At 71.5% G+C, this 26,930-nt stretch carries 25 protein-coding genes; 13 read left to right on the plus strand and 12 right to left on the minus strand.

Annotated elements, in window-relative coordinates; genetic code table 11:
• Positions 1 to 87 precede the first annotated feature (87 nt).
• From AB0I91_RS40960 to AB0I91_RS40970, 3 genes are read left to right on the plus strand one after another with little or no spacing between them, the layout of a single operon-like run.
• Positions 88 to 1,635, plus strand: coding sequence for a formate dehydrogenase beta subunit (locus tag AB0I91_RS40960; RefSeq protein ID WP_498773939.1), 1,548 nt, complete (start codon positions 88 to 90; stop codon positions 1,633 to 1,635).
• Positions 1,632 to 4,442 (plus strand): formate dehydrogenase subunit alpha, encoded by a 2,811-nt coding sequence (gene fdhF, locus AB0I91_RS40965; RefSeq protein WP_498773937.1) that lies wholly within the window; start codon positions 1,632 to 1,634, stop codon positions 4,440 to 4,442. Before AB0I91_RS40960 ends, fdhF begins: the two co-directional genes overlap by 4 nt.
• Positions 4,442 to 4,657: a formate dehydrogenase subunit delta gene (locus AB0I91_RS40970; protein WP_498773935.1), complete on the plus strand. Its 216-nt coding sequence runs from the start codon at positions 4,442 to 4,444 to the stop codon at positions 4,655 to 4,657. The genes fdhF and AB0I91_RS40970 overlap by 1 nt, the downstream gene beginning before the upstream one ends.
• A gap of 41 nt (positions 4,658 to 4,698) precedes the next feature.
• Here the strand turns inward: AB0I91_RS40970 and AB0I91_RS40975 are convergent, their stop codons facing one another.
• The 5 genes from AB0I91_RS40975 to AB0I91_RS40995 all read right to left on the minus strand — a co-directional run bounded on the left by AB0I91_RS40975 (position 4,699) and on the right by AB0I91_RS40995 (position 11,685).
• Positions 4,699 to 7,431 carry a tetratricopeptide repeat protein gene (locus AB0I91_RS40975; RefSeq protein ID WP_498773933.1) on the minus strand — a complete coding sequence of 911 codons (2,733 nt, stop codon included), beginning with the start codon at positions 7,429 to 7,431 and terminating at the stop codon, positions 4,699 to 4,701.
• 50 nt (positions 7,432 to 7,481) lie between these two features.
• Positions 7,482 to 8,675 (minus strand): ABC transporter permease, encoded by a 1,194-nt coding sequence (locus tag AB0I91_RS40980; RefSeq protein ID WP_499641715.1) that lies wholly within the window; start codon positions 8,673 to 8,675, stop codon positions 7,482 to 7,484.
• Positions 8,668 to 9,333: an ABC transporter ATP-binding protein gene (locus tag AB0I91_RS40985; protein ID WP_499641718.1), complete on the minus strand. Its 666-nt coding sequence runs from the start codon at positions 9,331 to 9,333 to the stop codon at positions 8,668 to 8,670. The genes AB0I91_RS40980 and AB0I91_RS40985 overlap by 8 nt, the downstream gene beginning before the upstream one ends.
• The gene (locus AB0I91_RS40990) at positions 9,330 to 10,385 is read right to left on the minus strand and encodes a peptidoglycan-binding protein (protein WP_499641720.1); all 1,056 of its coding nucleotides are present in this window, start codon (positions 10,383 to 10,385) and stop codon (positions 9,330 to 9,332) included. Before AB0I91_RS40990 ends, AB0I91_RS40985 begins: the two co-directional genes overlap by 4 nt.
• Positions 10,386 to 11,205: 820 nt before the next feature.
• Positions 11,206 to 11,685 carry a hypothetical protein gene (locus AB0I91_RS40995; RefSeq protein WP_498773925.1) on the minus strand — a complete coding sequence of 160 codons (480 nt, stop codon included), beginning with the start codon at positions 11,683 to 11,685 and terminating at the stop codon, positions 11,206 to 11,208.
• A gap of 104 nt (positions 11,686 to 11,789) precedes the next feature.
• On the opposite strand from AB0I91_RS40995, the gene AB0I91_RS41000 reads away from it, so the two are divergent.
• From AB0I91_RS41000 to AB0I91_RS41010, 3 genes are read left to right on the plus strand one after another with little or no spacing between them, the layout of a single operon-like run.
• The gene (locus AB0I91_RS41000; protein WP_498773923.1) at positions 11,790 to 12,446 is read left to right on the plus strand and encodes a response regulator transcription factor; all 657 of its coding nucleotides are present in this window, start codon (positions 11,790 to 11,792) and stop codon (positions 12,444 to 12,446) included.
• Complete coding sequence (locus tag AB0I91_RS41005; protein ID WP_499641722.1) at positions 12,443 to 12,889, plus strand: HAMP domain-containing protein; 447 nt, start codon at positions 12,443 to 12,445, stop codon at positions 12,887 to 12,889. Before AB0I91_RS41000 ends, AB0I91_RS41005 begins: the two co-directional genes overlap by 4 nt.
• The gene (locus AB0I91_RS41010) at positions 12,890 to 13,576 is read left to right on the plus strand and encodes a sensor histidine kinase (protein ID WP_499641724.1); all 687 of its coding nucleotides are present in this window, start codon (positions 12,890 to 12,892) and stop codon (positions 13,574 to 13,576) included.
• Here the strand turns inward: AB0I91_RS41010 and AB0I91_RS41015 are convergent.
• Together AB0I91_RS41015 and AB0I91_RS41020 are read right to left on the minus strand one after the other, a co-directional pair.
• The gene (locus tag AB0I91_RS41015; protein ID WP_498773919.1) at positions 13,554 to 13,730 is read right to left on the minus strand and encodes a DUF397 domain-containing protein; all 177 of its coding nucleotides are present in this window, start codon (positions 13,728 to 13,730) and stop codon (positions 13,554 to 13,556) included. The two genes, AB0I91_RS41010 and AB0I91_RS41015, sit on opposite strands and share 23 nt — an antisense overlap.
• The gene (locus AB0I91_RS41020) at positions 13,727 to 14,581 is read right to left on the minus strand and encodes a helix-turn-helix domain-containing protein (RefSeq protein ID WP_498773917.1); all 855 of its coding nucleotides are present in this window, start codon (positions 14,579 to 14,581) and stop codon (positions 13,727 to 13,729) included. Before AB0I91_RS41020 ends, AB0I91_RS41015 begins: the two co-directional genes overlap by 4 nt.
• Before the next feature lie 207 nt (positions 14,582 to 14,788).
• Between AB0I91_RS41020 and AB0I91_RS41025 the strand changes: the two genes are divergently transcribed.
• The 6 genes from AB0I91_RS41025 (at position 14,789) to AB0I91_RS41050 (ending at position 19,817) form a co-directional block, all read left to right on the plus strand.
• Positions 14,789 to 16,123 carry an AAA family ATPase gene (locus AB0I91_RS41025; RefSeq protein WP_499614691.1) on the plus strand — a complete coding sequence of 445 codons (1,335 nt, stop codon included), beginning with the start codon at positions 14,789 to 14,791 and terminating at the stop codon, positions 16,121 to 16,123.
• Positions 16,120 to 16,860: an HNH endonuclease gene (locus AB0I91_RS41030; RefSeq protein ID WP_498773912.1), complete on the plus strand. Its 741-nt coding sequence runs from the start codon at positions 16,120 to 16,122 to the stop codon at positions 16,858 to 16,860. The genes AB0I91_RS41025 and AB0I91_RS41030 overlap by 4 nt, the downstream gene beginning before the upstream one ends.
• 109 nt (positions 16,861 to 16,969) lie before the next feature.
• Entirely contained in the window at positions 16,970 to 17,950 is a 981-nt protein-coding gene (locus AB0I91_RS41035; protein WP_498773910.1) for an ATP-binding cassette domain-containing protein, read from the plus strand.
• Positions 17,947 to 18,750, plus strand: coding sequence for an ABC transporter permease (locus AB0I91_RS41040; protein WP_498773908.1), 804 nt, complete (start codon positions 17,947 to 17,949; stop codon positions 18,748 to 18,750). Before AB0I91_RS41035 ends, AB0I91_RS41040 begins: the two co-directional genes overlap by 4 nt.
• A gap of 105 nt (positions 18,751 to 18,855) precedes the next feature.
• Positions 18,856 to 19,419, plus strand: a complete 564-nt coding sequence (locus AB0I91_RS41045; RefSeq protein WP_498773906.1) for a hypothetical protein — start codon at positions 18,856 to 18,858, stop codon at positions 19,417 to 19,419.
• Positions 19,419 to 19,817, plus strand: a complete 399-nt coding sequence (locus tag AB0I91_RS41050) for a hypothetical protein (protein ID WP_499641726.1) — start codon at positions 19,419 to 19,421, stop codon at positions 19,815 to 19,817. The genes AB0I91_RS41045 and AB0I91_RS41050 overlap by 1 nt, the downstream gene beginning before the upstream one ends.
• Positions 19,818 to 19,928: 111 nt before the next feature.
• On the opposite strand, the gene AB0I91_RS41055 is transcribed toward AB0I91_RS41050, so the two are convergent.
• From AB0I91_RS41055 to AB0I91_RS41075, 5 genes are all read right to left on the minus strand, one after another.
• Positions 19,929 to 20,255: a hypothetical protein gene (locus tag AB0I91_RS41055; RefSeq protein WP_498773902.1), complete on the minus strand. Its 327-nt coding sequence runs from the start codon at positions 20,253 to 20,255 to the stop codon at positions 19,929 to 19,931.
• 224 nt (positions 20,256 to 20,479) lie between these two features.
• Positions 20,480 to 21,253, minus strand: coding sequence for a GntR family transcriptional regulator (locus AB0I91_RS41060; protein WP_499614700.1), 774 nt, complete (start codon positions 21,251 to 21,253; stop codon positions 20,480 to 20,482).
• Between the two features lie 59 nt (positions 21,254 to 21,312).
• Positions 21,313 to 22,146, minus strand: coding sequence for a glutamate ABC transporter substrate-binding protein (locus AB0I91_RS41065; protein ID WP_498773898.1), 834 nt, complete (start codon positions 22,144 to 22,146; stop codon positions 21,313 to 21,315).
• 136 nt (positions 22,147 to 22,282) lie between these two features.
• Entirely contained in the window at positions 22,283 to 24,946 is a 2,664-nt protein-coding gene (locus AB0I91_RS41070; RefSeq protein WP_499614703.1) for a bifunctional acetate--CoA ligase family protein/GNAT family N-acetyltransferase, read from the minus strand.
• 5 nt (positions 24,947 to 24,951) lie between these two features.
• Complete coding sequence (locus AB0I91_RS41075) at positions 24,952 to 26,127, minus strand: acetoin utilization protein AcuC (RefSeq protein ID WP_499614706.1); 1,176 nt, start codon at positions 26,125 to 26,127, stop codon at positions 24,952 to 24,954.
• A 163-nt stretch (positions 26,128 to 26,290) separates the two neighbouring features.
• Between AB0I91_RS41075 and AB0I91_RS41080 the strand changes: the two genes are divergently transcribed.
• Positions 26,291 to 26,911 (plus strand): DUF3558 family protein, encoded by a 621-nt coding sequence (locus AB0I91_RS41080; RefSeq protein WP_498773892.1) that lies wholly within the window; start codon positions 26,291 to 26,293, stop codon positions 26,909 to 26,911.
• Positions 26,912 to 26,930: the final 19 nt, after the last annotated feature.

The raw sequence follows: 26,930 nt of genomic DNA on the forward strand, positions 1-26,930 counted from the left end.
GGCGGCCACACCGGGCCGTCACCCCGACTTCCGCCTGGTTCCTACCACAAGCGCCACCCAGGCGCCCGCACGGAAGAGGGTGCACTAGTGACCACCACCGTGTACGTCCCGCGCGACGCCGCCGCCCTCTCGGTCGGCGCGGACGCCGTCGCCGCCGCGATCACCCGGGAAGCCGCGCTCGCGGGTCGGGCCGTCCGGGTCGTGCGCAACGGCTCGCGCGGCATGTTGTGGCTGGAGACGCTGGTCGAGGTGACCACCGACGCGGGCCGGATCGGGTACGGGCCGGTGACCGCGGACGCCGTGCCCGGGTTGGTCGCCGCGGGGATGTTGGACGGCGCCGAGCACGACCTGCGGGTGGGGGTGGTCGAGGAGCTGCCGTGGTTCCGCGCCCAGCACCGGCTGTGCTTCGCGCGCGTCGGCGTCACCGACCCGTTGTCGCCCGACGACTACCTCGCGCACGGCGGGATGACGGGTCTGCGGCGGGCGTTGGAGATCGGACCGGCGGCGACGGTCGCCGAGGTGACCGACTCGGGGTTGCGCGGACGTGGCGGCGCGGGGTTCCCGGCGGGCATCAAGTGGAAGACGGTCGCGGACACGCCCGGCGAGCTGAAGTTCGTGTGCTGCAACGCCGACGAGGGCGACAGCGGCACGTTCGCCGACCGGATGCTCATCGAGGGCGACCCGTTCTGCCTGATCGAGGGAATGGCCATCGCGGCCTTCGCGGTCGGCGCCACCGAGGGCTACATCTACCTGCGGTCGGAGTACCCCGAAGCGGTGCGGACGTTCCGCCGGGCGATCGACATCGCGTACGCGCAGGGCTGGCTCGGGGACGACGTGCTCGGCTCCGGGCTGAAGTTCGACCTGATGGTGCGCGTCGGCGCGGGCGCGTACATCTGCGGCGAGGAGACCTCCATGCTGGAGAGCCTGGAGGGCAAGCGGGGCGTGGTGCGGGCGAAACCGCCGATCCCCGCGATCACCGGCCTGTTCGGCAAGCCGACCGTGGTGAACAACGTGCTCACGCTGGCGTCCGTGCCCACGATCCTGGCCGACGGCGGCACGTCCTACCAGGCGTTGGGCGTGCAGCGGTCGCGTGGCACGCAGGTGTTCCAGCTGGCCGGGAACATCGCGCGCGGCGGCGTGTTCGAGACGGCGTTCGGCATCTCGCTGCGCGACCTGGTCGAGGTGCACGGCGGCGGCACGCTGTCCGGCCGGCCGGTGCGCGCGGTGCAGGTGGGCGGGCCGCTCGGGGCGTACCTGCCGGCGTCCGGGCTGGACCTGGCGATGGACTACGAGGCGTTCGCCGAGGCGGGCGCGATGCTCGGCCACGGCGGGATCGTGGTGTTCGACGACACCGTGGACATGGCGTCCATGGCGCGCTTCGCGTTCTCGTTCTGCGCGGAGGAGTCCTGCGGCAAGTGCACGCCGTGCCGGGTGGGCGCGGTGCGCGGGGTCGAGGTGATCGACCGGATCGTCGGCGGCGAGGACGTCGACGACAACCTCGCCCTGCTCGGCGACCTCTGCGAGCTGATGGCCGACGGGTCGTTGTGCGCGATGGGCGGCCTCACGCCCAACCCGGTGCGGAGCGCGCTCCAGCACTTCGCCGACGACTTCACCCCAAGGAGGGTCACCCCGTGACGATCTTGAAGGAACCGGACTTCGGCACACCGGCCGCGACGTCCTCGACCTCGGTGACGGTGGAGGTCGACGGCATCCCGGTGACCGTGCCCGCGGGCACGTCGGTCATGCGCGCCGCCGCGACCAGCGGCATCGACATCCCCAAGCTGTGCGCGACGGACAGCCTGGAGGCGTTCGGGTCGTGCCGGCTGTGCCTGGTGGAGATCGACGGCAGGCGCGGCACGCCCGCGTCGTGCACCACGCCGGTCGCCGACGGGATGAAGGTGCGCACCCAGACGCCGAAGCTGGCGAAGCTGCGGCAGGGCGTGATGGAGCTCTACATCTCCGACCACCCGCTGGACTGCCTGACCTGCTCGGCCAACGGCGACTGCGAGCTGCAGGACATGTCCGGCGCGGTCGGGTTGCGGCAGGTGCGGTACGGGTACGAGGGCGAGAACCACCTGTCGCTGGAGAAGGACACCAGCAACCCGTACTTCGACTTCGAGCCGTCCAAGTGCATCTCGTGCTCGCGGTGCGTGCGGGCGTGCGGCGAGGTGCAGGGCACGTTCGCGCTGACGATCGAGGGGCGCGGGTTCGAGTCGCAGGTGTCGGCGGGCGGCGTGCCGTTCATGGAGTCGGAGTGCGTGTCGTGCGGCGCGTGCGTGCAGGCGTGCCCGACGGCGACGTTGCAGGAGAAGTCCGTGGTGCAGTTGGGGATGCCCAGCCGGACCGTGCTGACGACGTGCGCGTACTGCGGTGTCGGGTGCTCGTTCAAGGCCGAGCTGCGCGGTGACGAGCTGGTGCGGATGGTGCCGTACAAGGACGGCGGCGCGAACGAGGGTCACTCGTGCGTGAAGGGTCGGTTCGCGTTCGGCTACGCCACGCACCCGGACCGGGTGATGTCGCCGATGGTGCGCGAGAAGATCACCGATCCGTGGCGTGAGGTGTCGTGGGAGGAGGCGATCGGCTACACCGCGTCGCGGATGCGGGAGATCCAGGCCGTCCACGGCGTCGGTGCGATCGGCGGCATCACGTCGTCGCGGTGCACCAACGAAGAGGTGTACGTGGTGCAGAAGCTCGTGCGGGCGGCGTTCGGGAACAACAACGTCGACACGTGCGCGCGGGTGTGCCACTCCCCCACCGGGTACGGGCTCAAGCAGACGTTCGGCGAGTCGGCGGGCACCCAGGACTTCCGGTCGGTGGCGGCGGCGGACGTGATCGTGGTGATCGGCGCCAACCCGACCGACGGTCACCCGGTGTTCGCGTCGCGGATGAAGCGGCGGCTGCGGGAGGGCGCGAAGCTCGTCGTGATCGACCCCCGGCGGATCGACCTGGTGCGCTCGCCGCACGTGCGGGCCACCCACCACCTGCAACTGCAACCTGGCACGAACGTGGCCGTGGTGAACGCGTTCGCGCACGTCGTCGTGACCGAAGGGCTGGTCGACGCCGACTTCGTGGCGGCGCGGTGCGAGGGGTACGAGGAGTGGGCGGAGTTCATCGCGCGGCCGGAGAACAGCCCCGAGGTGGTCGAGTCGATCACCGGGGTGCCGGCGTCGGAGATCCGCGCGGCGGCCCGGCTGTACGCGACGGGTGGGAACGCGGCGATCTACTACGGGCTGGGCGTGACCGAGCACAGCCAGGGGTCGACCATGGTGATGGGCATGGCGAACCTGGCCATGGCGACCGGCAACGTCGGCCGGGACGGCGTCGGCGTGAACCCGTTGCGCGGGCAGAACAACGTGCAGGGGTCGTGCGACATGGGGTCGTTCCCGCACGAGCTGCCGGGCTACCGGCACGTGTCGGACGACGCGGTGCGGACGGTGTTCGAGCAGGTGTGGGGGCGCAGCATCCTGCCGACGCCCGGCCTGCGCATCCCGAACATGTTCGACTCGGCCATCGCGGGCACGTTCCGCGGGCTGTTCGTGCAGGGCGAGGACATCGCGCAGTCCGACCCGAACCTCGCGCACGTGACGGCGGCGTTGACCGCGATGGACCTGGTCGTGGTGCAGGACCTGTTCCTCAACGAGACGTCGAAGTTCGCGCACGTGTTCCTGCCCGGCACGTCGTTCCTGGAGAAGGACGGCACGTTCACCAACGCCGAGCGGCGGATCAACCGGGTGCGGCCGGTGATGGCGCCGAAGACCGGCAAGCACGAGTGGCAGATCGTGTGCGAGCTGGCGGCGGCGCTGGGCTACGACATGCCCTACACGCACCCGCGCGAGATCATGGACGAGATCGCGGCGCTGACGCCGACGTTCGCCGGGGTGTCGTTCGCCGCGCTCGACCGGTTGGGCAGCATCCAGTGGCCGTGCGACGAGGACGCGCCGGCCGGCACGCCGACCATGCACGTGGACTCGTTCACCCGCGGCAAGGGCAGGTTCGTGCCGACGTCGTTCGTGCCGACGAGCGAGCGCACGACCCGCAAGTTCCCGTTGATCCTGACCACGGGGCGGATCCTGAGCCAGTACAACGTGGGCGCGCAGACCAGGCGGACGGCGAACATCGCGTGGCACCCGGAGGACGTGCTGGAGATCCACCCGCACGACGCCGAGGTGCGCGGGATCGGCGACGGCGACTCGGTCACGCTGGCCAGTCGGGTGGGCGCGACGTCGCTGCACGCGGTGATCTCCGACCGCATGCCGGTCGGTGTCGTGTACACGACGTTCCACCACCCCGTGACCGGGGCGAACGTGGTGACCACGGAGAACTCCGACTGGGCGACCAACTGCCCGGAGTACAAGGTCACCGCGGTCCAGGTGGCCCTGCGCGCCGAGGGCGCCGAGGCCGCGTCGGTCCCGGGCGCGCGTGCACGGGCGGTGGTCGACTGATGAGCGGCACAACCCCACCCACGGTCCGCCTGGCGAACGAGATCGCCCGCCAGTTCCACCACCAACCACCGGCCACCGCCGCGACCGCCGTCGCCGGCCACATCGAGCGCTTCTGGGATCCCCGGATGCGCACCGACCTGCAACACCACGTCGTCACGTCGCCGGAGTCCCTGGACCCGGTGGCGTTGGCGGCGGCCAGGCTGGTCGGTTCCTGAGCCGGGCGGGGTGGCCGGCGCCCACATCCGCCGGACGCCGGTCACCTCGACAACGCGGCCAACCCGTCGCGGATCGAGGCCACGAACGGGTGCTCCTCGTCCAGCGTGCGGACCGCGAGCGCCAACACCGCCCGCAGTTCGCGCTCGGCCTCGCCCCAGCGCCGCTGCTCGGACAGGACCACGGCCAGGTGGTAGCGGCTGAACAGGGTGTTGACGTGCCCGGCCCCGTGCACCCGCGCCGACAGCAACGACAACGCGCGGAACTCGCTCTCGGCCTCCGGGTGCCGTCCCTGTCGGTGCAGCAGGGTGCCGAGGCACAGGCGGCTGTCCAGCGTGTCCGGGTGCGACGCCCCGAGTGCCCGCTCCAGCCCGACGATCACCACCCGGTGGTGGTCCTCGGCCGCGACCAGGTCGCCCCGTTGTTCGCTGAGGTGGCCCAGCTGGTGTCGCACGCCCAGCACCAGGTGGTGCTCGGGGCCGAGTGCGGCTTCGCGTGCCGCCAAGACGGCCCTGAACTCGGTCTCGGCCTCGTCGAACCGCTCCTGCTTGCGCAGGATGCGGGCCCGGCAGTGCCGCGTCTTCAGCGTGTTCGGGTGGGTGGCGCCGAACAGCCGAACCTGCGCCTCGATCACCTGCCGGTGCTCGGCCTCCGCGGCCGGGAGACTGTCCTTCTCCTCGAGCAGGTGGCCGAAGTCGTGCCGGACCGCCAAGGTCTGCGGGTGCTCGTCGCCGAGCACCCGCACGAACTCGTCCAACGCCCTGCGGTGCTCGACCTCGGCCTCGTCGAACCGCAGTCGTGAGCGCAGCAGGCCGGAGAGGAACCACCGGGCGTTCAGCGGGCTTTCGGGGGCCGAGCACGCCCTCCGCAGCTCCGCTTCCGCCTCGCCCAACCGGCCTAGCTGTTGGAGGACGCGAGCGTGGCAGACGCGGACGATCTGGGTGAAGGCGTCGTCGTCACCCCGGTGCTCGACGCTGGTCGCCAACAACTCCCGGTGCTCGTCCGCCGCCCGGGCCAGGCGGCCCCTGTCCCACAGCAGGTGTCCGAACCTGTGCTTCGCTTCGAGCGTGTCCAGTGCCGTCGGCCCGAGCACCCGGCCGCGTTCGGCCACCACGTCCCGGAGCTCGGCTTCCGCTTCCTCCGACCGGCCGAGGTCGTGCAGGATCTCGGCCAGGCAGGCGCGGACGTCGAGGATGTGCGACGGTTCCGCGGCCATCTTCTCGAGGTCGTGCAGCAGCGCGCGGTGCTCGGTCTCGGCCAGGGGCAGGTCGCCCTTGCTCCGCCGAAGGTCCGCCCGGGAGTGCCGGACCGTGAGCGTGCTCTCGCTGTCGGGCCCCATCACCCGCAGGCACACGGCGATGGACCGGTCGTAGAGCGCCTCCGACAACGGGTACAGGCCGACCGCCCTGGTGTACTCCGCACCGTTGAAGAGCACGATCGCCGTCGCTTCTTCGAGTTCGAGGTCATCGCTCTCGCCGAGGACCTCCAAGTGCGGCACCACCAAGCGCCATCGCGGCCAGGCCTCCGGGTCCCGTCCCCAGTACTCCTTCGTCGCGGCGTGCAGCAGGCGGGCGACCAGGGCTTCGTAGGCCTGTCGGTTCTGCTCGAAGTCCGGTTGGTGGCGGTTGGCGCTGCGGACCACCGGGTGGACGACGACGCTCGACTCCACCACGTCGAGCAGACCGACGTCCTGGAGTGCCCTGAGCAGCACGGACAGCTGGGCCGCGGTGACGGAGGTGAGGAGGGCGGATTCGGCCATGACGGCGGCGTCCAGGACGAAGGCGGGGACGGGGGCCTCGGCGAAGGTCGAGATCAGGCGCAGGAGTTGGCGGGTCTGCGGTTGGCCGCGTTCGGCCAGCAGGTCCATCGACATCTCCCACGTGCGACTCAGGGATTCCCTCGGGGAGGCGGGCTCGCCCTCGGTCAGTTCGGTGAAGCTCTGGTCCCAGCGCTCCAGGTAGGCCTTGAAAGTGGTCGGCGGTTCCAGGCCCGGCAGGGCCAGGGCGTCCTGGGCCACGGCCAGGTAGCGGCCGGCCAGGCGCAGGGCCAAGGGGAGGCCGCCCAGGCGTCGGGCCAGGGCGGTGGCGTCCTCCCGGGTGCCCGCGTGGGCGTGGTCGAGCAGCACTTGCGCGCCGTCGTCGGGGTCGAGTTGGCGCACGTGGTGCACCCGCGCGGCAGGTGGCCAGCCGGTGGCGGCGCGGCTGGTGACCAGGATCGAGCCGGTCGAGTTCGGCGACCTCAGCCAGCCGTTGCCGTCGGCCACCCGGTGGTTCGCGGCGGCGAGGACGTCCGGGTCGTCGGCGTTGTCGAAGACCAACGCCCACGGTTCCGGCTGGTGGTCGAGGTTGCGCCACAGCAGTTCGATCGCCGAGCCTCCCCGGCCCGCCCACGCCTCCTGGACCTCGTGCGAGTCGGCGCCGGCCTGCAACGCCACCTCCGCCAAGCCCGCCACCAGGCTGTCCCGCGACGACGCGTCCACCCACCACACCCTCGGCAGACCCCGGGCCACGTCGAGCGCGACGGTGGTCTTGCCGAAGCCGCCGCCCGCGGCCAGCACGGCGATCGAGCCGCCCAGGTCGTCGGTCAGCGCGGCGACCAACTCCGACCTGCCGCGCACCTTGTGGTTGAGGCGGCCCAGCGGCGGCGCCACCGACGTGCCCGAGGTGATCGGGGCCGGACGGTCGCCGTAGTAGTGGTTGGTCGTGTGGTTGATGTCGCGCAGGGCCTGTTCGGTGCTGCCGCCGAACGTCGCCTCCGCCCGCTGGGTGTCTGCCACGGTCGAGCTATATCACCCCCTGTCGCGAGTGGAATCCGCTTTGTGCGGAGTCACGGGGTCGCCAGGGCCTCCGTCGGTGCGAGGCGGCCGGCCCTGACCGCGGGGTAGAGGCCCGCCAAGGCGCCGATGACGGCGGTGGCGGCGACTCCGCCCAGCGTTGCCCAGGCCGGCACCAGGGACGGCCAGCCCTGGTAGCCGGCGTAGGCCGCGGTGACCAGGACGCCCAGGACCGCGCCCGCCGCGCCGCCCAGTGCGGACAGGAGGAGTGATTCGGTCAGGAACTGGGTGCGGATCTGGGACCTGGTGGCGCCCAGCGATCTTCGGAGACCGATCTCGGCCCGGCGCTCCAGGACCGAGATGACCATGGTGTTGGCCACGCCGACGCCGCCGACCAGCAGGGCCACCGCGCCCAGGCCGAGGAGCAGGGCGTTGAGGGTCTCGTCGGTGGCTTGTTTCGCCGCCAGGGCGTCCGAGGGCCTGGACACCTCCACTTCGTCGGGGTGCTCGGGGTTGGCGGTCGCGGCCAGGTTGGCTTGGACGCTGTGCACGGCGTCCTCCCTGGACCTGGCGTAGACCGTGGTCGGGTAGCCGTCGAAGCCCAGGTGCTCTCGGGCCACCGGCCAGCCGACCAGGGCGGCGGTGTCGAGTTCGGGCGCGAGGGGTGTCGGGTGCAGGACGCCCACCACGGTGAACCACTCGCCGCCCAGGTGGACGGGTTCGTTCGGGGCGGCCACGCCCAGGCGTTCGGCGGCCTTGTGGCCCAGGACGACGGCCGGGTGGTCGGCGGTGGCGTCGTTGAGGAAGACGCCCTTGGCCACGGTCGCGCCGACGGTGTCCAGGAGGTCGGTCCTCGTGGCCAGGACGGCGATGCCGCCTGACTGGGTCTCGGGGATGCGGTCGTTGCGGTAGACGTGGGCGTCGACCACCTTTCCGGTCGCGGTGGCGGAAGTGACCGGCTCCATCCGGCCGATCATGCCCACGGACTCGGCCGGCAGGTGGGCCTGCTCGCCGAACAGGGTCTGGCCCGGGCCGACGGTCAGCAGGTTCGTGCCGAGCGCGGCGAGGCGGCGGTCGAGGTCCTCGCGGCTGGAGGTCGAGATGCCGACCACCGAGATCATGGCCGCGATGCCGATCGCGATGCCCAACGCGGACAGCACCACCCGGGCCGGCCTGACCCGCAGTCCCGCGCCGCCCACCCGCAGCACGTCGGCCGGTGAGAGGCGCGCCGGTCGCAGGTCAGGCATCGCGCACCACCCGACCGTCGCGCACGTCCACCCGGCGCGGGAGGGTCGCGGCCACTTCCCGGTCGTGCGTGATGACGAGGACCGTGGTGCCCGCGTCGTTGAGGGAGCGCAGCAGCCCCAGGACGGCCTCGCCGGACTTCGAGTCGAGGTTCCCGGTGGGCTCGTCGGCGAGCAGGAGCGCGGGCCGCCCGACCACGGCGCGGGCGATCGCCACCCGTTGCCGCTCGCCGCCGGACAGCTCGTGCGGGCGGTGGGTGAGCCGGTGGCCGAGGCCCACCGCTTCCAGCGCCTCCACGGCGCGCCGACGGCGTTGCTTCAGGCCGACGCCCGCGTAGAGCAGGCCGTCTGCGACGTTGTCCACTGTAGACACACCGGCGGCCAGGTGGAACTGTTGGAACACGAACCCGATCACGCTCGCCCGCAGGGCGGACAGGGCCCGGTCCGACAGCTCGCGGACGGCGTGCCGGGCGATGCGCACCTCGCCGTGGGTCGGCCGGTCGAGGGTGCCGATGAGGTTGAGCATCGTCGACTTGCCGGACCCGGACGGGCCGACGATGCCCACCAGCTCGCCGCGCTCGACGGTGAGCGACACGTCCCGCAAGGCGACCACTCCCTGGTACTCGCGACCGACGTCACGCAGCTGCACGACCGGCGTCATCGCGGCATCCCCACTTCGACGCCCTCGGCGATGCCCTCGCCGGCGACCTCGACCTGGCCCGCGGCGAACAGGCCCGTCTCCACCGGCACGTGCCGTGTCGCGCCGTTCTCGACCACCTGCACGCCGTACCTGCCCTCGCCGAGGGACACCAATGCCCCTACCGGCACCGCCAGCACGCCCTCCTTGCGCTCCGCGACGAGCAGGACGTCCACCGGCGCCGAGTCGAGGCGGCCCAGCGCGCCCTGGTCGGCGACCGAGACCACGACGTCGACCGTGGTGGTCGGGGTCGAGCCCGCCTGGGCGGGGCTGCTGGTGGCGACGGTGCCCACCGACTCGACCGTGCCCTCGACCGACTTGCCGTCCGGCAGGCCGACGGTCGCCGCCACGCCCTCGGCCACCAGGTGCTGCTTGCCGACGTCGAGGGGCACGATCACGACCCGGGTGGTGCCGGTGTAGGTGAGGACGGGACCGGTGGCGCGGCTGCCCGGCTGGGCCTTCAGCTCGGCCACCCGCACGTCGCCGCCGGTGACCACGACGTCCGTCGGCTGGACCGCCCCCGTCTCCGGCACGCCCAGCGCCTGCTGCCACGCGCGGACCGCCGTCGCCGTGCCGGCGGTGTAGGACTCGTCCACGGTGAACCCTCCGTAACCGAGAGCCAGCAGGTTTTCCTCCAATTGGCGGACATCGCCGCCGACCGCGCCGGGAGCGAGCGACCGGTACGCGGGCGTGGCCCCGAATAGCAGTGGGACGGGCCGGTCGTCCACCTCGTACACCGCCTGACCACGACCGATGACGGCGCCGGGTTCGGGCAGCCAGGTGACGGTGCCCTGCGCGCCGACGGGCACGGGTGTGGCCGTGCCGTGGGTCAACGTGCCGGTGACCCGTTCGGTGCGGGTCAACGTCGTCGCCGACACCTTCGCCGTGGCCGGTGGCAGGTTCGCCGCACTCGACGGGACGGGTTCGGCGCCACCGAGGCCGACCGCCGCGACACCACCCGCCCCCAACACCACCAACGCGCCCGCTCCCCACGCCAACCGCGCACGCCTGCTCATCGGCCCACCTCCGCCTGCTTGGTCCGACGCAGTCCCAATGGTGACGGGAACGCCCGGAGGTCGCCGTCGCCGTGGCCCACCTCGTCCGCGCGCCGACCCCGGCAGCCCACCACGACATCTCCCGCCTTCCGCACGCTCGGCGAGCCCGCTCGCCATACGGACCGGACACGCCGACCACCGAGCCGGCGCGGTCGACCAAGACCACTCGGCTTGCCGCCGCTCCGATCCGCGCCCATTACGGACACGGTCGGCACGCCCGCACTCCACGCGGTCCCCGCACGTTTGCTCATCGCGCCGACCCCGACAGCTCGGCACCACACACGTCGGGTGCCGACCGCGGCCCGCGAGCCCACCGCCACCACACCCGCCCGCAGCACGACCGGCACGCTCGTCCGCAACGCGGTCCCACTCCTCGTACTCATCGGTCCGGCTCCGACAGCTCGACACCGCACACGTCCGGGGCCGACCACGGCCCGCGACCCCACCGCCACAACACCCGCCCGCCGCACGACCGGCACGCCCGCCCCCACCGCGGTCCCACTACCCGTGCTCAGCGGTCCGGCTCCGGCAGCTCGGGTCGGCGTACGGCCGGCGTCGGGCAGCACACCGGGATCGCGATCGGACTGGCTGAGATCGCTCGGCTTGTGCGATCCGGATGCCGGTCCATGCGCCCCGGTGAGCCGAGAAGTCCCGGACCCACCGCAACGAGCGCGCCTGCCCACCGCACGTCTGCTCGCTGGAACCGATCCCAGAAGCTCCTGGCGGCACACGCGCCGACACCAACCGGAACCCACGGCCGCCGTGGTCGACAGAGGTCCGGTCATCGGCCCAGCTCCGGCAGCTTGTCGCGGCACGCGTCCAGGGCCGCGCGGAAGGCCGGGCTTTCCCGGTCGATCTGGGCCAGACCGCCCAGCTTGCCGCCGTTCGGGTCCGGGTCGGGCAGGTCGATGCCGTTGTCCCGCATGCACTGCGAGAACACCCTCAACTGGTCCAGCTTGTCGGGGTCCACCTTGGACAGGTCGCCGCCGCCCGGCAGGAGTTCGCGGCACGCTTCCCTGGCGCGCTCGAAGTCCGGGTCGGTGCGGTCGACTTTGCCGAAGCCGCCCGGCTTTCCCCCCGGCTCCGGGTCGGGGACGTCCACGCCGTTGTCGCGCATGCACTTCGCGAACTCCCGCGACCGGTCCTCCTGGCTCATCGCCACGCTCGACGACGACGAGCCCGCCACCTCCGCCCCGCCCGAGCCGCACCCGGTCAGTGCCAGCGCCAGCGCCAGCGCGGCCGGCACGATACTGCTTCGCATTTCCCCTCCTCCATCGGTGGGGACAGTCGACCAGGAGGGCTATAACCAGCGCGTTACCAAATCTGGTTATGCGGACGTTATGGCCCCCAGAGCACGATGGACCCATGCGCATCCTCGTGGTCGAAGACGAAGCGACGCTGGCGGCGGCCATCGCCGAGTGGCTGCGCCGCGAGGCGTTCGCGGTCGACGTGGTGCACGACGGCGACTCCGCGCTGGAACACCTGTCGGTCAACGCCTACGACGTCCTCGTCCTCGACCGCGACATACCGCGCGTGCACGGCGACGAAGTGTGCCGCCGGGTCGCCGACTCGGGCGCCGAGACCCGGATCCTCATGCTCACGGCCGCCGCCGCGGTGCGCGACCGGGTGGCCGGGCTGGCCCTCGGCGCGGACGACTACCTGCCCAAGCCGTTCGCCTTCGTCGAGCTGTCCGCCCGGGTGCACGCGCTGCTGCGCAGGGTCCGACCGGCGAACCCGCCGGTGCTCGAACGGGCGGACCTGAGGGTCGATCCGGCCCGCCGCCAAGTCACCCGGGCGGGTGAGTTCATTCCGTTGGCCAACAAGGAGTTCGCGCTGTTGACCGAGCTGGTCCGGGCGCAGGGCGCCGTGGTCACGTCCGAGCACCTGCTGGAGAAGGTGTGGGACGAGCACATCGACCCGTTCACCAACGCGGTGCGGGTGACCATGGTCAAACTGCGGCGCAAGCTCGGTGAGCCGCCGCTGATCGAGACCGTGCCCGGTGTGGGATACCGGATCCCGTGATCGGCCGGTGGAGCATCCGGGGTCGGCTGACGGCGCTGTACGGCGGGCTGTTCCTGCTCGCCGGCGCCGCGCTGCTCGCGGTCACCTACTTCCTGGTGTGGCAGAGCCTCAACGGCCGGTTGCAGCCGTTCACCGACGGGGCGAGCCTGCGGGAGCTGCGCGAGGCGTCCTCCGACCAGGTGATCGAGGCCATCCGCACGGCCCAGGTCCGCTACCGCGACGAGGTGCTGCAATCGCTGCTCACCCGAGGGGGCCTCGCATTGCTGTGCGTGGCCGCCATCGCGGTGGCCTTCGGGTGGCTGCTGGCGCGCAGCGCGTTGCAGCCGGTGCACCGCATCACCGAGGCCGCCCGCCGGATCGCGGCGGGCCACGGCCTGCACGAGCGGATACCGCCGACCGGTCCGCGCGACGAGGTCGCCGAACTGGCTGAAACGTTCAACTAGATGCTGGAACGGCTGGACCGCGCGTTCGACGGGCAGCGCCGGTTCGTCGCCGACGCGTCGCACGAGATGCGCACCCCGCTGGCCGTGAAACGGGCCCTCATCGAGGTGTCGATCACCCGACCGGGTGCCTCGGCGGACGCCAAGCAGCTGGGCGCGGAATTGCTGAAGGTGAACGCCCGCCACGAACGGCTCATCGACGGCCTGCTGACGTTGGCCGACAGCGAGAACGAGCTCACCGAGCGCAGCCGCACGTCCGTCTCCGACATCGCCGAGCACGTGCTGTGGCAGTCGAGGGCCGCCGCCGAACGGGCCGGCGTCGACCTGCACCACGAGATGTCGCCGTGCGAGGTCGTCGGCGACCCGGTGCTGCTGGAGCGCCTGGTGCGCAACCTGGTCGACAACGCGATCCGGCACAACCACCGGGACGGGTGGGTCGACGTGAGCGCCGGGCCGGGCGTCCTGGTGGTGGCGAACACCGGCCCGAGAATCGAGCCGTACGAGGTGGAAGGGCTGTTCCGGCCGTTCCGCAGGCTCGACCGGGACCAGACCACGACGGGCGATCGGGGCCTGGGCCTCGGGCTGTCGATCGTCCGTGCCATCGCCGCCGCCCACGGTGCGACGGTGACCGCGACACCGGGGGCGGACGGCGGGTTGGCGGTTGCGGTCAGGTTTGCCGGAGAGCCGTGAGGAACGCCCGGAATGGACGCTCCGCAAAGGTCAATCTGGGTCCTGGTCGTTTGCTGTCCCTGACGCTGGTCGTGCTCCGTCCCACGGCCAGTTCGACGCAGTTGTTGCCCGCGCCGGAGTAGGTGCTCTTGCGCCATGCCTTGTCGTTGTTCATGTGTCCTTCAGTGCGGTTGCCAGTTTTCTGATCAGCGACGCCGACTCCTTGGGCGACAGGGCGACCTCGCTCACGATTTCCTCGAAGTGCAACAGGTACTTCTGCACGTCGGCGCGATTGTCCACCCACTTGCCACCACCCGCGTACTCCAGGTACACGGCCGAAGGATCACTGTCCTCGAAGCGGAGAGCGGTCGCGCCACCACCCGACATGGTTCCGTGGGCACCGGCGCCGAACGGAACCACTTGGATGGTGATGTTGTCCTGCTTCCCCTTCTCGAGCAAATGCGACAACTGCTCGCGCATGACGGCGGGACCGCCGACGATCCGGTGCAGGGCCGCTTCGTCGATCACCGCGTGCAGCCTTAACCCGGGCAGCCGGCGCTGCCGGTTCGCCAGTGCCGCGGCCACCTGCTCCACGGACACCGACGAGTCCATGAACCGGTGCCCCGCGAGCCTGATCGCCACCGCGTACGCGGGCGTCTGGAGCAGTCCCGGGATGACGATCATCTCGATGGTGCGCACCTCCGTGGCATCGGCCTCCTGCCGGGCGTAGGTCCGCGCCTCCGGGGTGAAGGCCGCGGCGTACACCAGGCGGGTGCCGTCCTGCTTCGCGTCCTCCCACAGCGCTTCCGCCTCGCGCCGCTCGGCGTCGGTCGCCCCGTAGAGCCCGAGCAGCGCGCCCAGTTCGGTCCAACTCGGACTGATATACCCGTTCTCCATCCGCGACAGCGTCGACTGCGTCTTCCGAGTCAGCGCGTGGTAGTCGATCTCGGTCTTGCCCGCCCGCTTGCGCAAGGCGTTGAGGAACTGCCCCAGCTTGCGCTTGCGTCGGGTTTGGACGGCTGCCATGCGGATCTCTCCTCGCTGGAAAAGAACTGCGAACACCCTAGTGCTGTTCCGCAGCCCGCCTGCGTTCACTCGATCGAGGGTCTAAAAGGTGCATATACGCCCTCGCTGATCACTCGCCGTCGGTGGCGGCCCCGACGTCGCCGGGCACGCCCCAGGACGTGCCCGGCGAACTGGACGGGTGATCAGCGCGGACTAAAGTCTGGCCACATGTACATCTCGCAGGTCCGGCTGCGGAACGTCAAGGGGTTCCACGGTGCCCGCGAAGTGGATCTCAAGCTCACCGCGCCCGGCTGGACGGTGATCGCGGGCCGCAACGGGTCGGGCAAGACCTCGCTGCTCAGGGCGATCGCGCTGGCCGTGAGCGGTCCGGCGGTGGCGCGCAACCTGGTGCCCGACTTCGAGAACTGGGTCACCGCGGGCCAGCGGGAGGGCGTCGTCCAGGTCCAGTTCACCCACGACCGGCGGGTGGAGCGGTTCGGCAAGGGCCGGCCGCCGGAGGGCAGGCTGTGGGCCGGCCTCGGCTGGACGATGCCGGACGAGGAGAGCAGGCCGACCCACCGCGGCCTGCAGCCGTCGCTGAAGGAGAAGCTGGAGGGCAGCAAGACCGCCGCCCTGCGCGGACCCTGGCAGGACAATCCGACCGGGTGGTTCTGCGCGGCCTACGGCCCGTTCCGGCGGCTCGTCGGCGGCGCGGGCGAGGCGCAGCGGCTGATGCTCAGCCACGGCCCGGTGTCGCGGCTGGCGAGCCTCTTCCACGAGGACGCGTCGCTGGCCGAGGGCGTCGGCTGGCTGATCGAGCAGCACCTGAGGTCGCTGGAGCGCAGGCCGGGCGCGGAGGAGCTGAAGACGGTCGCGCTCGGCGTGCTGTCGGACGGCCTGCTGCCCGACGACTACCGGATCGAGGGCGTCGACTCCGACGGCCTGTGGGTGGTCAGCGGCGGGCACCGGTTCCCGCTGCGGGAGATGAGCGACGGCTACCGGACCGTCGCCGCGCTCGTGGTGGACCTGATCAAGCAGATACACGAGTCGTACGGCGACCTGAAGACCGCGCCCACCGCCCACGGCCTGGCCCTGACCGCGCCCGGCGTGGTGATCATCGACGAGGTGGACGCGCACCTGCACGTGTCGTGGCAGAAGCGGATCGGCGGCTGGCTCAAGGAGCACTTCCCGAACATCCAGTTCGTCGTCACCACGCACAGCCCGTACCTGTGCCAGGCCGCCGACCCCGGCGGGCTGATCCGGCTGCCCGGACCGGACCAGCAGGAACCGCCGCGGGTGGTCGACCAGGACCTCTACGAGCGGATCGTCTACGGCAGCGGCGACGACGCGGTGCTCTCGGAGCTGTTCGGCCTCGACACGCCCTACTCCGAACGCGCGCAGGAGCTGCGCGCCGAGCTGGTGGAGCTGGAGGTGGCGGTGATCGGCGGCACGGCCGACGCCGACGCGGTGCGCCGCTACGAGGTGCTGCGAGGGCTGCTGACCAGCTCGCCCGTGGCGCGCACGCGCGAGGTGTCCGCGCGGCTGGAACGCGACGGGACGTGATCCGGCTCGTCCGGCCCGCGCTGCCCGCCGAGCTGGCCGACCGGCTGCCCGACCTGACCGCGGAGATCGGGAACGCCACGCACCCCACCCGCGCGGCACGTGCGCTGTGGAAGCGGGCCGTCGTGCGACGGGGCGTGCACGCGCCGTTGCGGCGGCTGCTGGAGGACATGGCGCCGGGCTACCAGCGGTGCATGTACTGCGGTGACAGCCAGGGCACGGACATCGACCACTTCGAGCCGCTGTCGCTCAACCCGCTGCGCACGTTCGACTGGCTCAACCACCTGCTGGCCTGCTCGACGTGCAACAGCAACCTCAAGCGGGACCGGTTCCCGGTGGCGGACGACGGCACGCCGCTGCTGGTCGACCCGACCGCGGAGGACCCGTTCGACCACTTGCTGCTCACGCTGTCACTGGGGGTGTACGTGGCGCGCACGGAGAAAGGCGCGGCCACCATAGATGTTTGCGGGCTCAACAGACCGGTGTTGACGCAGGGCCGGGTGCACGCGAGGCGGGTGGTGCTGATGTGCCTGTCGAGGTGGACGGCCGGGCGGGCGCTGGGCACGGCGGCCGAGATGCGCGAGGCCGTGCTGACCGTCCAGGGGCAGCCGTTCGCCGACGTGTGCCAGGCGATGCTGCGGTTGGCGCTGTCGCCGGGCGCCGAGCGGGTGTTCGAGGACGTGCCGTGGGCCTTGGCCGTGCTGCGGGACGACGAACTGCGCGCGCAGCTGCTCGCGTGACCGGATGCCCTGGCCGCACCGTCCACAGAGCCCACTTCGGACGCCCGTGCCGGGCGTACTCGGCGAAATCGACCTGAAATTGTCGGACCCCGGGTCCATCATGGCCCGCATGGCAGACGCAATCGTGGCCGAAGGACTGGTCAAGCGCTACGGGTCGGTGGTCGCCCTCGACGGCCTCGACCTCGTGGTGCCGGAAGGGACCGTCATGGGTCTGCTCGGGCCCAACGGCGCGGGCAAGACGACGACGGTGCGCGTGCTCACCACGCTGCTGGAGCACGACGAGGGCACGGCGACCGTCACCGGCCTCGACGTCATCGCCGACGCCAAGGAGCTGCGCCGCCGGATCGGGCTGTCCGGCCAGTACGCGGCCGTCGACGAGAACCTGACCGGGTTCGAGAACCTCGACATGGTCGGCCGGCTCTACCACCTGGGCAAGCAGCGCAGCCGGGAACGGGCGCGCGAGCTGCTGGAGCGGTTCGACCTGGTGGACGCCGCCGACCGGCCGGTGAAGGGCTACTCGGGCGGCATGCGCCGCCGGCTCGACCTGGCGGGCGCGCTGGTGGCCAAACCGAGGGTGCTGTTCCTCGACGAGCCGACCACGGGCCTCGACCCGCGCAGCCGGCTGGGCATGTGGGACGTCATCGCGGAACTCGTGGCGGGCGGCACCACGCTGCTGCTCACCACGCAGTACCTGGAGGAGGCCGACCGGCTCGCGGACGAGATCGCGGTCATCGACCACGGCCGGGTCATCGCCCTGGGCACCGCGGACGAGCTGAAGGCGCAGGTCGGCGGCGAACGGCTGGAGCTGACCGTCAGCTCGGCCCGCGACGCGGCGACGGCGAAGGCGGCGCTGGCGCCGTTGGCGATCTCGGAGATCACGGTGGACGAGCGCGGTCAGCGGCTGACCGTGCCGGTGTCGGGCGGCGCCGACGTGCTGGTCGACGGTGTGCGCAGGCTGGACGCCGAGTCGGTCAAGGTGCTCGACATCGGGTTGCGCAGGCCGACGCTGGACGACGTGTTCCTCACGCTGACGGGGCACGCGGCCGGCGGGACCGACACCGAGCGGAAGCAGGGGGAGAAGGCGGAATGAGCGCGTTCACACAGGCGTTGGGCGACGGCGCGGTAGTCGCCAAGCGCAACCTCATCAAGATCAAGCGGGTCCCGGACCTGATCGTGTTCTCGACGTTGTCGCCGATCATGTTCGTGCTGTTGTTCGCGTACGTCTTCGGCGGCTCGATCGCCATCCCGGGCATGGACTACCGCGAGTTCCTGATGGCCGGGATCTTCGCGCAGACCGTGGTCTTCGGCGCGACCATCACCGGCGCCGGGCTGGCCGAGGACATCCAGAAGGGCGTGATCGACCGGTTCCGGTCGCTGCCCATGGCGCGGTCGGCGGTGCTGATCGGGCGGACCACCAGCGACCTGGCGAACAACGTCATCGTCATCCTGGTGATGTCGGTGACCGGGCTGATCGTCGGCTGGCGGATCCACTCGTCGCCGCTGGAGGCGCTGGCCGGGTTCGCCCTGCTGCTGCTGTTCGCCTACGCGGTGTCGTGGGGCATGGCGATCGTCGGGCTGATGGTGCGCAGCCCCGAGGTGTTCAACAACGCGTCGTTCATCGCGATCTTCCCGTTGACGTTCATCGCGAACACGTTCGTGCAGGAGAGCAACCTGCCCGGACCGCTGAAGACGTTCGCCGAGTGGAACCCGGTGTCGGCGGTCACGGCCGCGGCCCGCGAGCTGTTCGGCAACACCAACCCGATGGCGTCCGAGCCGAGCGCGTGGCCGTTGCAGCACCCGGTGCTGATGACGTTGATCTGGGTGGTCGTGTTCCTGCTGATCTTCGTGCCGCTGGCGATCCGGCAGTACCGCAAGGCGGTGGCCCGCTAGTCGACGGACGCGAATGTGTCAAGGGTTCAGGTTTCACGCCTGTCCCCGAACGGGTAGTCCGGTGGCGTCCCAGCCAAGGGTGAAGATCCAGCCAGGGAGGCCGAGATGTCCACCGGCACCACCATCGGCGTGATCGTCGCCGCGCTGGTCGCGCTGGCCGCGGTCGCGGTGCTGCTGAAGGTTGCCCTGCAGCGCAAGAGGTTGCGCGCGAAGTTCGGGCCCGAGTACGACCGGGTCGTGCGGAGCACCGACAACCGGATGGCGGCGGAACGGGAACTCGTGGCGCGGGAGCAGGAGCACGCCAAGCTGGAACTGCGCCCGCTGAGCCCCGTCTCGCGGGAGAGCTACACGCGGAACTGGACCCGCGTGCAGGAGCAGTTCGTCGACGCGCCGACGGCGGCGGTGGGCCAAGCGGACCGCTTGGTCACCGACCTCATGGCGGAACGCGGTTACCCCACCGAGGGGTACGAGAAGCGGGCGTCGATGCTGTCGGTCGACCACGCCCGCGCGCTCGACCACTACCGCGAGGCGCACGCGATCACCGAACGCCAGGACCGGGGCGAGGCGACGACCGAGGACCTCCGCGTCGCGATGGTCCACTACCGCAGCCTGTTCGAGGACCTGCTGGGCGAGCCCCGCGACGGGGAACGCCGGGAAGGAGCGCGCTGATGGTCGGCCACCAGGACACCACCCCCACGACCGCCACCGTCGACACCGCCGCCCGGAACACCGTGGAGTGGGAAGACACCGTGGACCGCGAGCCGGTCGAGCTGTACCCCGTCTCCACGACCGCGGGCGACGCGCCGCTGTTCGCCGCCGAGGACTCGGAGAACTTCCAGGTCGAGTGGCGCGCGCTGCAGTCGGAGTTCGTCGACGACCCGCGTGAGGCCGTGCAGCGGGCGGACGAGCTGGTCACGCAGGTGATCCGGTCGCTCACCGACACGTTCGCCGAGCACAAGCACGCCTTGGAGGAGCAGTGGCAGCAGGGCGAGCAGGTGCAGACCGAGGAACTGCGGCAGGCCCTCAAGCGCTACCGCGCGTTCTTCGACCGGCTGCTGTCCGTGTGACCGCGCGAGCGTGACCCGGGAGTGAGACCTCAGGAGTGAAGGCTCCCCGTTGTGCGTCTGGCGACCCAGGTGCACAACGGGTGTTTCACGTCTTCGGCCGCGCCGGGGCGCTCAGCCCGGCAGTTCCCGGATCTCCATCTCCAGCACGTCGATCTCGTCGCTGATCGCCTCGTCCAGCATCCGGTCGAGCAGCTCGGAGCAGTCCGCCGACCCGATGCCGAACCGGGGCACCTGCTCCCACCACACCGCCGGGTTGTTCCAGAACGAGCCGGAACCCTGGTCGACGCCTTCGAGGCAGCGCAGCCGCGAATCGTCGTCCGGCAGTCGGCGGACGTAGTCGATGAACCGGGCCAGCGCGTCCGGGTTGATCACCGGCACCGCGCCGTACCCGCGCAGGCAGTCCTCGAGCTCCGTCAGGAACTCCTCTTTGAACGTCACGGCGCCACCCCCGCTTCCCCCGCTGCCGTGCGGGTGAGGAGGACTCACGTACCAGGGCAACAACGGTACATCCGCCGGGGCACGCAGAACTTGCTGCCAACGGGCGGTTTCCGGGAAAGATTCGCTAACGTTCCGCGCTTGCCCGCGCCGAAAGCCCGCCATTCCAGCGTTATGTCCTAAGTGGACCACGAAGGCGCGGCGGAACGGTCACGGTCACGTGACCTTCACTCCGCCCCCAGCCGCGCGACGAAGCTGAACCGGTCGCCCCGGAAGAGCGAGCGGACCCGCTCGATCGGCTCGCCAACGTTGTCATGGGACACGCGGTGCAGCAGCAGCATCGGCAGCGCGGGGTTCGTGCCGATGAGCAACGCCTCGCGCGGCGTCGCCAGGACCGTCTCCACCCGTTCCTCGGCCTCGGCGAACACCACGCCCAACCGCTCGCTGAGGCACGCGTACAGCGACGTAGTCGGGTCCAGCACCTCCAGCAGGGTCGGGAACCGCGCCGCGGACAGGTAGGTCGACTCCAGGCCGACCCGCTCGCCGTCGGCCAGCAGCACGCGTTCCAGGTGGACGACCTCGTCGCCGCGCCCGATCCGCAGGTCCCGCGCCAGCACGTCGTCCGCGGGCAGGTGCTCGACGGTGATCACGCTGCGCGTCGCGTCGACGCCCTGCCGCCGCATGCCCTCGGTGTAGCTGAGCAGCGACAGCGGCTGCACCAGCTTGGGCGGCGCGACGTAGGTGCCGCTGCCCTGCCGTCGTTGCAGCTTGCCCTCGAGCACCAGTTCCCCGACGGCCTGGCGCAGCGTCACCCGCGACACCGCGAACCGCTCGGCCAGCTCCCGCTCCGGCGGCAGCGCCGTGCCCTCGCCGAGGGCGTCGACGAGCCACAGCAGTTCGGTCTTCACCGCGTAGTAGCGGGGGATGCGGCCGTGTTCGGGGATACCGGCGCGGACCGGCCCGTCCGCGCGGTACTGGGGCACGTAATGCGAGGCATGCACACAGCCGAGCCTACGGTGCGATCCGGGCCGGTCAGACCGCTGACGGGGTGGGTCGCAGATCACGGGACGAGCGTCGGCGGATCCGGGATGGCGTAACCGGAAGCACCCACGTTGGCCTCCAACGACTTGCGCCACTCGCCGGTGTCGATCATCTTCCGAACGGCCGCGGTCACCTTCGCCTTGCTGGTCGGATCGCCCCGGCGCAGGCCGATGCCGTACTCCTCCTTGCTGAACGGCTGGTTGACCACGCGCAGCAGCTCGGGGTTCTGCGCGGCGTACCCGGCGAGGATCACGTCGTCGGTCGTCATGGCGTCCACCTGCTCGGCCAGCAGCGCCGTGACGCAGTCGCTGAAATTGGGATATTCCTTGAGTTGCACGGACCGCGCGAACCGGTCTTTCACGTACTGCGCCGACGTGGTGTTGGCCACCGAGCACAGCGTCAGGTTGCCTGCGTTGAGCGATTCCGGTCCGGTGATCCGATCATCGGTCAACCGGACCAGCAGGTCCTGCCCGGCCACGAAGTACGGTCCCACGAAGTCGATGACCTCCTTGCGCTTGTCGGTGATCGAGTAGCTGGACACGACGAGGTCCGCGGCGCCCTCGGTGAGCAGCTTCTCGCGTTCCGAGGGCGTCGCCTCGGTGAACGTGATGCCGGATTCTTCGACCCCCAGCTCTTTCGCCACATAACGGGCCACGTCGATGTCGAAGCCGCGGTAGCTGCCGTCCAAACGGCGCACACCGAGCCCCGGTTGGTCGTACGCCACGGCGATGGTCAGCTTGTTGGAGCTGTCCGCCTTGCCGGCGACGGTCGTGTCGTCACCGGTGGAGCACGACGCGAGGACAAGCGCGGCGGAACACGCCACCAGCAGGGCGCGCAACGGTGCCAGAGCCATTCTTCCCCTTTTCGGGAGGTTCCTCGGGTTGCCGGGAAACCTAAGCGCCACAAGGGACCTGGTCCATAGCCAAGGAGAAGATAGGGGACACCTGATCGGTCAAGGGTGACGGTTGGGTATCGAGAACGTGACCGTGCTAACGCGCGCCGCCGGGCGAGCGCAGCCGCCTGGGACCGGTGTCATGGCGCGACGGCGGCGGGCCCAGCGTCACCCTGGCGCTGCTCACGTACGCGCCCGCCGAACTGGCCAGCACGGGCTCCAACGACAGCTCCCGCACCTCGGGCAGGTCCTCGGCGAGCGCGGCGAGCCGCAGCACCAGGTCCTGCAACGCGGCCAGGTCCGCCGGCTCGTCGCCCCGGTACCCCGCCAGCAGCGGCGCGGCCTTGGGCGCGCGCACCAGCGCCGCCGCGTCCGCGTCGGTCAGCGGCACCGCACGATAGGCCCGGTCCCCCAGCAAGTCGCTGACCAGCCCCGACAGCCCGAACGACACCAGCGTGCCGAACGACGGGTCGTCCTGCAGGCCCAGCACGCACGAGATCCCCTTGGGCGCCATGCGCTGCACGTACACGTCCGGCCGCTCGGACATCCCGGCCAGCATCCCGTACGCCGTGCGCACGGCCTCCTCGCCGGACAGGTCGAGCCGCACGCCGACCAGGTCGGTGCGGTGCCGCAGCCGGTCGTCGGTGGACTTCATCGCCACCGGGTAGCCCAACTCCCCCGCCGCCCGCACCGCCTCGTCCGCCGACGTCACCACCCGGAACGGCACGACCCGCACCCCGTAGCACGCGAGCAGCCGCACGGTCGTGTCGTCGTCGAGGAGCAGCTCACCGTCGAGCGCCTGCGACGCCACGATGGCGTGCGCGGCGTCGGGGTCGATGCCCTCGGGCCGGACGAACGTGCCCTGCGGCGCGGACCGCCACCGCGCGTACCGGGTCGCACGCGCCAACGCGAGCACAGCGCGCTCCGGACTGGGATACGACGGCACGGAACCCCGTCCGGGCGCGCCACCGGGACCGGGCACCGCCAACTCGGCCGGCACGCCCTCCACGGCCAGGAACGTCGACGCGATCGGCTTGGCGTGCCCGCCCTGCTCCACGACCTCGCGCAACGCGCGGGCGAACGTCGTGCCCGGCACCGCCAGCGGCGGCACGAACACGACCACCAGCGCGTCCGCGTCCGGGTTCGCCAACGCCTCCCGCACCGCCTCGGCGAACGCCTCGGGCCCGGCCTGCGCGCCGACGTCCACCGGCTCGCCGGCCAGCTCCAGGCCCTGTGCCAGCGCGGTGTCCGCGGCCAGCAGGCCGATCGCGGTCGAGTTGCCGACCACGGCGACGCGCGGCCCGGCGGGCAGCGGCTGGTGCGCGAGCAGCAACGCGGTGTCGAACAGCTGCGCCAGCGACTCCACCCGGATCACGCCGGCCTGCTCGAACAACGCCTGCACGCTCGACTCGTCCACCGGCACCGAGGTGGCCGCCAACGCGGGCGTCACCGCGTGCCGCCCCGACTTCACCGCGACGATCGGCTTGGTGCGGCCGAGCCTCCGGGCCAGCCGCGCGAACTTGCGCGGGTTGCCGAACGACTCCAGGTACAGCAGCACCACGTCGGTGGCCGGGTCGGTCTCCCAGTACTGGAGCAGGTCGTTGCCGGAGACGTCCGAGCGGTTGCCCGCGGAGACGAACGTCGACAGGCCGAGGCCGCGATCGGCGGCGGTGGCCAGGATCGCGGTGCCCAGCGCGCCGGACTGGCAGAAGAAACCGGTGCGACCGCGGGCGGGCAGCTTCGGCGCCAGGGTCGCGTTGAGGCGCACGCCCGCGTCGGTGTTCAGCACGCCCAGCGCGTTCGGGCCGACCACCCGCATCCCGTGCGCGCGGGCCTCGGCGGCGATCCTGCGTTCGGCGCTCAACCCGCCCGGCCCGGTCTCGCCGAACCCGGACGTCACCACGACCAGCGCTTTCACGCCCTTGGCCAGGCAGGCGTCCATCACCTCGTCCACGCCGGCGGCGGGCACCGCGACGACGGCGAGGTCCACGTCGTCGGGGATCTCCAGCACCGACGGGTAGGCGCGCACCCCGCGCACGGACCGGTGCTCGGCGTTCACCGGGTAGACCGGGCCGGCGAAGTCGGCGGCGAGCAGGTGGGTCAGCACCGCGTGACCGATCTTGGTCTGGTCGGTGGACGCGCCGATCACCGCGATCGACTTCGGGTGCAGCAGGTTGTGCACGCTGCGCGCCTCGGCGGCCTGCTCGCGGGCGCGCGCCACCTCCACCGACTCCTCGGTCGGGTCGATGTCGAACTCCAGGTGCACCACGCCCTCCTCGAACGCGCGGCTCACGCCGTAGCCCGCGTCCCGGAAGATCCGCACCATCTGGCCGTTCTCCGCGAGCACCTCGGCGGTGAACCGGCTCAGCCCGCGTTCCCGCGCGGCGGCGGCGAGGTGTTCGAGCAGGATCGAGCCGAGGCCGCGGCCCTGGTGGGCGTCCTCGACCACGAACGCGACCTCGGCGCTGCCGCTGCCGTCGAGCCGGTCGTAGCGGCCGACGGCCACGATGTCGTCGCCGAGCAGCGCGGTGAACGCGACCCGGTCGGCGTGGTCGACCGTGCTGAAGCGTTCGAGGTCGCGCTTGGGCATGCGCGGGTAGGGGCCGAAGTAGCGGTAGTAGCGGGTCCGCTCGGACAGCCTGCCGTGGAACGCGAGCAGCTTCTCCGCGTCGTCGGGCGTGATCGGGCGCAGGTGGACCGTGCCGCCGTCGCTGAGCACGACGTCGGCCTCCCAGTGCCTCGGGTAGTCGAACGGGTCCACGGCTCTCAGTCCCTCGGGTCGTCGGGGTCCAGGCCGTGCAGCGGGAACACCGCGCGCCGCGTCTCCATGACGGCCAGGTCGACCGGGGTGTCGAGTTCACCGCCCCACCGCTCGAACGCGGTGTCGGAGCCGTCGGTCATCGACGACGGCAGCGGCCAGTTCGGCGCCAGGGTCGAGGCGTGGGCGACCCAGTCGGCGGGCAGCGGGGTGTTCGGGTCGACGTCCCGGTCCAGCACGGTGGCCAGCAGGTGCGTCCAGCTGCGCGGCACGACGCGCAGCAGCTCGTACCCGCCGCCGCCCAGCGCCAGCCAGCGGCCGTTCGCGGTCCGCTCGGCCAGCTCGCGCAGGCGGCGGTAGATGGCGCGGTGGCCGTCGACGGTGAGCGCGAGGTCGGCCAGCGGGTCCTCGCGGTGCGTGTCCACGCCGCACTGCGTGACCAGCAGCTGCGGCCTGAACGCCGTGAGCAGCGACGGGACGGTGGCCTCGAACGCGCGCAGCCAGCCCTGGTCGCCGGTGCCGGGCGGCAGGGCCAGGTTCACGCTGGTGCCCTCCGCACCCTCGCCGCCCACCTCCGCGGCCCGGCCCGTGCCCGGCCAGAGGCTCATGGGGTGCTGGTGGATCGAGACGGTGAGCACGCGCGGGTCGTCGTGGAACGCGGCCTGCACGCCGTCGCCGTGGTGGACGTCGGTGTCGACGTAGGCGATCCGGTCGAAGCCGTTGTCCAGCAGCCACGAGATGGCCACGGCGCAGTCGTTGTAGACGCAGAACCCGGCCGCGTGGTCGCGCATGGCGTGGTGCAGCCCGCCCGCGATGTTCACCGCCCGGTCCGCCTCGCCCGAGGCGATCCGCCGCGCGGCGGCAAGCGAACCGCCCACGACCAGCGCGGACGCCTCGTGCATGCGGTCGAACACCGGGTTGTCCGCGGTGCCGAGGCCGTGGCCGACGTCCCAGCCGGCCATCGGCGCGGCCTGCACGGCGTTGAGGTAGGACGGCTCGTGCACGCGTTCGATCTCGTCGTCCGTCGCCGGGTCGGGCTTGACGAGCCCCACGCCGTCCAGCACGCCGAGCGCGGTCGCCAGCCGGACGGTCAGGTCGAGCCGGACGGGGTTGAGCGGGTGGTCGCCGCCCAGGTCGTAGCCGAGGAAGGACTCGTCCCAGACGACGGCGGCTGCCTTACCCATGTCCGCAACCTAACCCACCCGGCGCGCGGTCGTGTGATCACAGGTTGGTCGCCCCCGGCGTGCGGACCTCCGGGGTGGACTTAGAGTCTGCCGAGACGACGCGGGCCAGGATTGCGGCCATCGAGGATGGAACCCCGCACGTCGGAACGGGGTCAGAGAAGACATGCAGCTGCGACGAGTCCGCCCCGCCCTGACCACCGTGCTGGCCTTGGCGCTCACGCTCGGGCTGTCGGCCTGCGCGACCACGGTCGCCGGCAGCCCGGTCGCCGCGGCGGGCGGGTCGACCGGGGAGAAGACCGCTTCCGGCAAGCCGTCGTCGACCAAGACGTCCTCGCCCAAGACGACCAGCAAGGCCGGCTCGCCGAAGAGCACCGAGGCCGAGAAGCCGTCCGGCGACGTGAAGATCACGACGAAGAAGAAGACCGAGGGCTACGAGGACTGCGACATCCTCACGCCCGAGGACGTGGCCGCCGCCGTCGGCGCGTCGAAGGGCGGCGAGAAGGGCTGCGTGCAGAGCACGGAGGACCCGTTCTCGGTCGTGCTGTTCATGGTCACGTTCGCCGAGTACGAGGGCGAGGCGCGGACCATCGAGGTCGGCGGCAACACCGCGTACGAGGTGAAGGAGAAGGGCGGCGACTGCACGGTGCTGGTCATGCTGACCGACGACCCGGACGAGATCACCCCCGCGTTCCAGGCCACCGTGACGCCGATCGACGAGATCGATCCGTGCGAGATCGCGCTCAAGCTCGCCACCAAGGGCTTCGAGAAGATCCCCAACGCTTGAGTTGGATTGCCGCTGCTCC

Origin of the sequence: Actinosynnema sp. NPDC049800 (assembly GCF_040656635.1) — a bacterium.
Classification (GTDB): Bacteria; Actinomycetota; Actinomycetes; order Mycobacteriales; family Pseudonocardiaceae; genus Actinosynnema.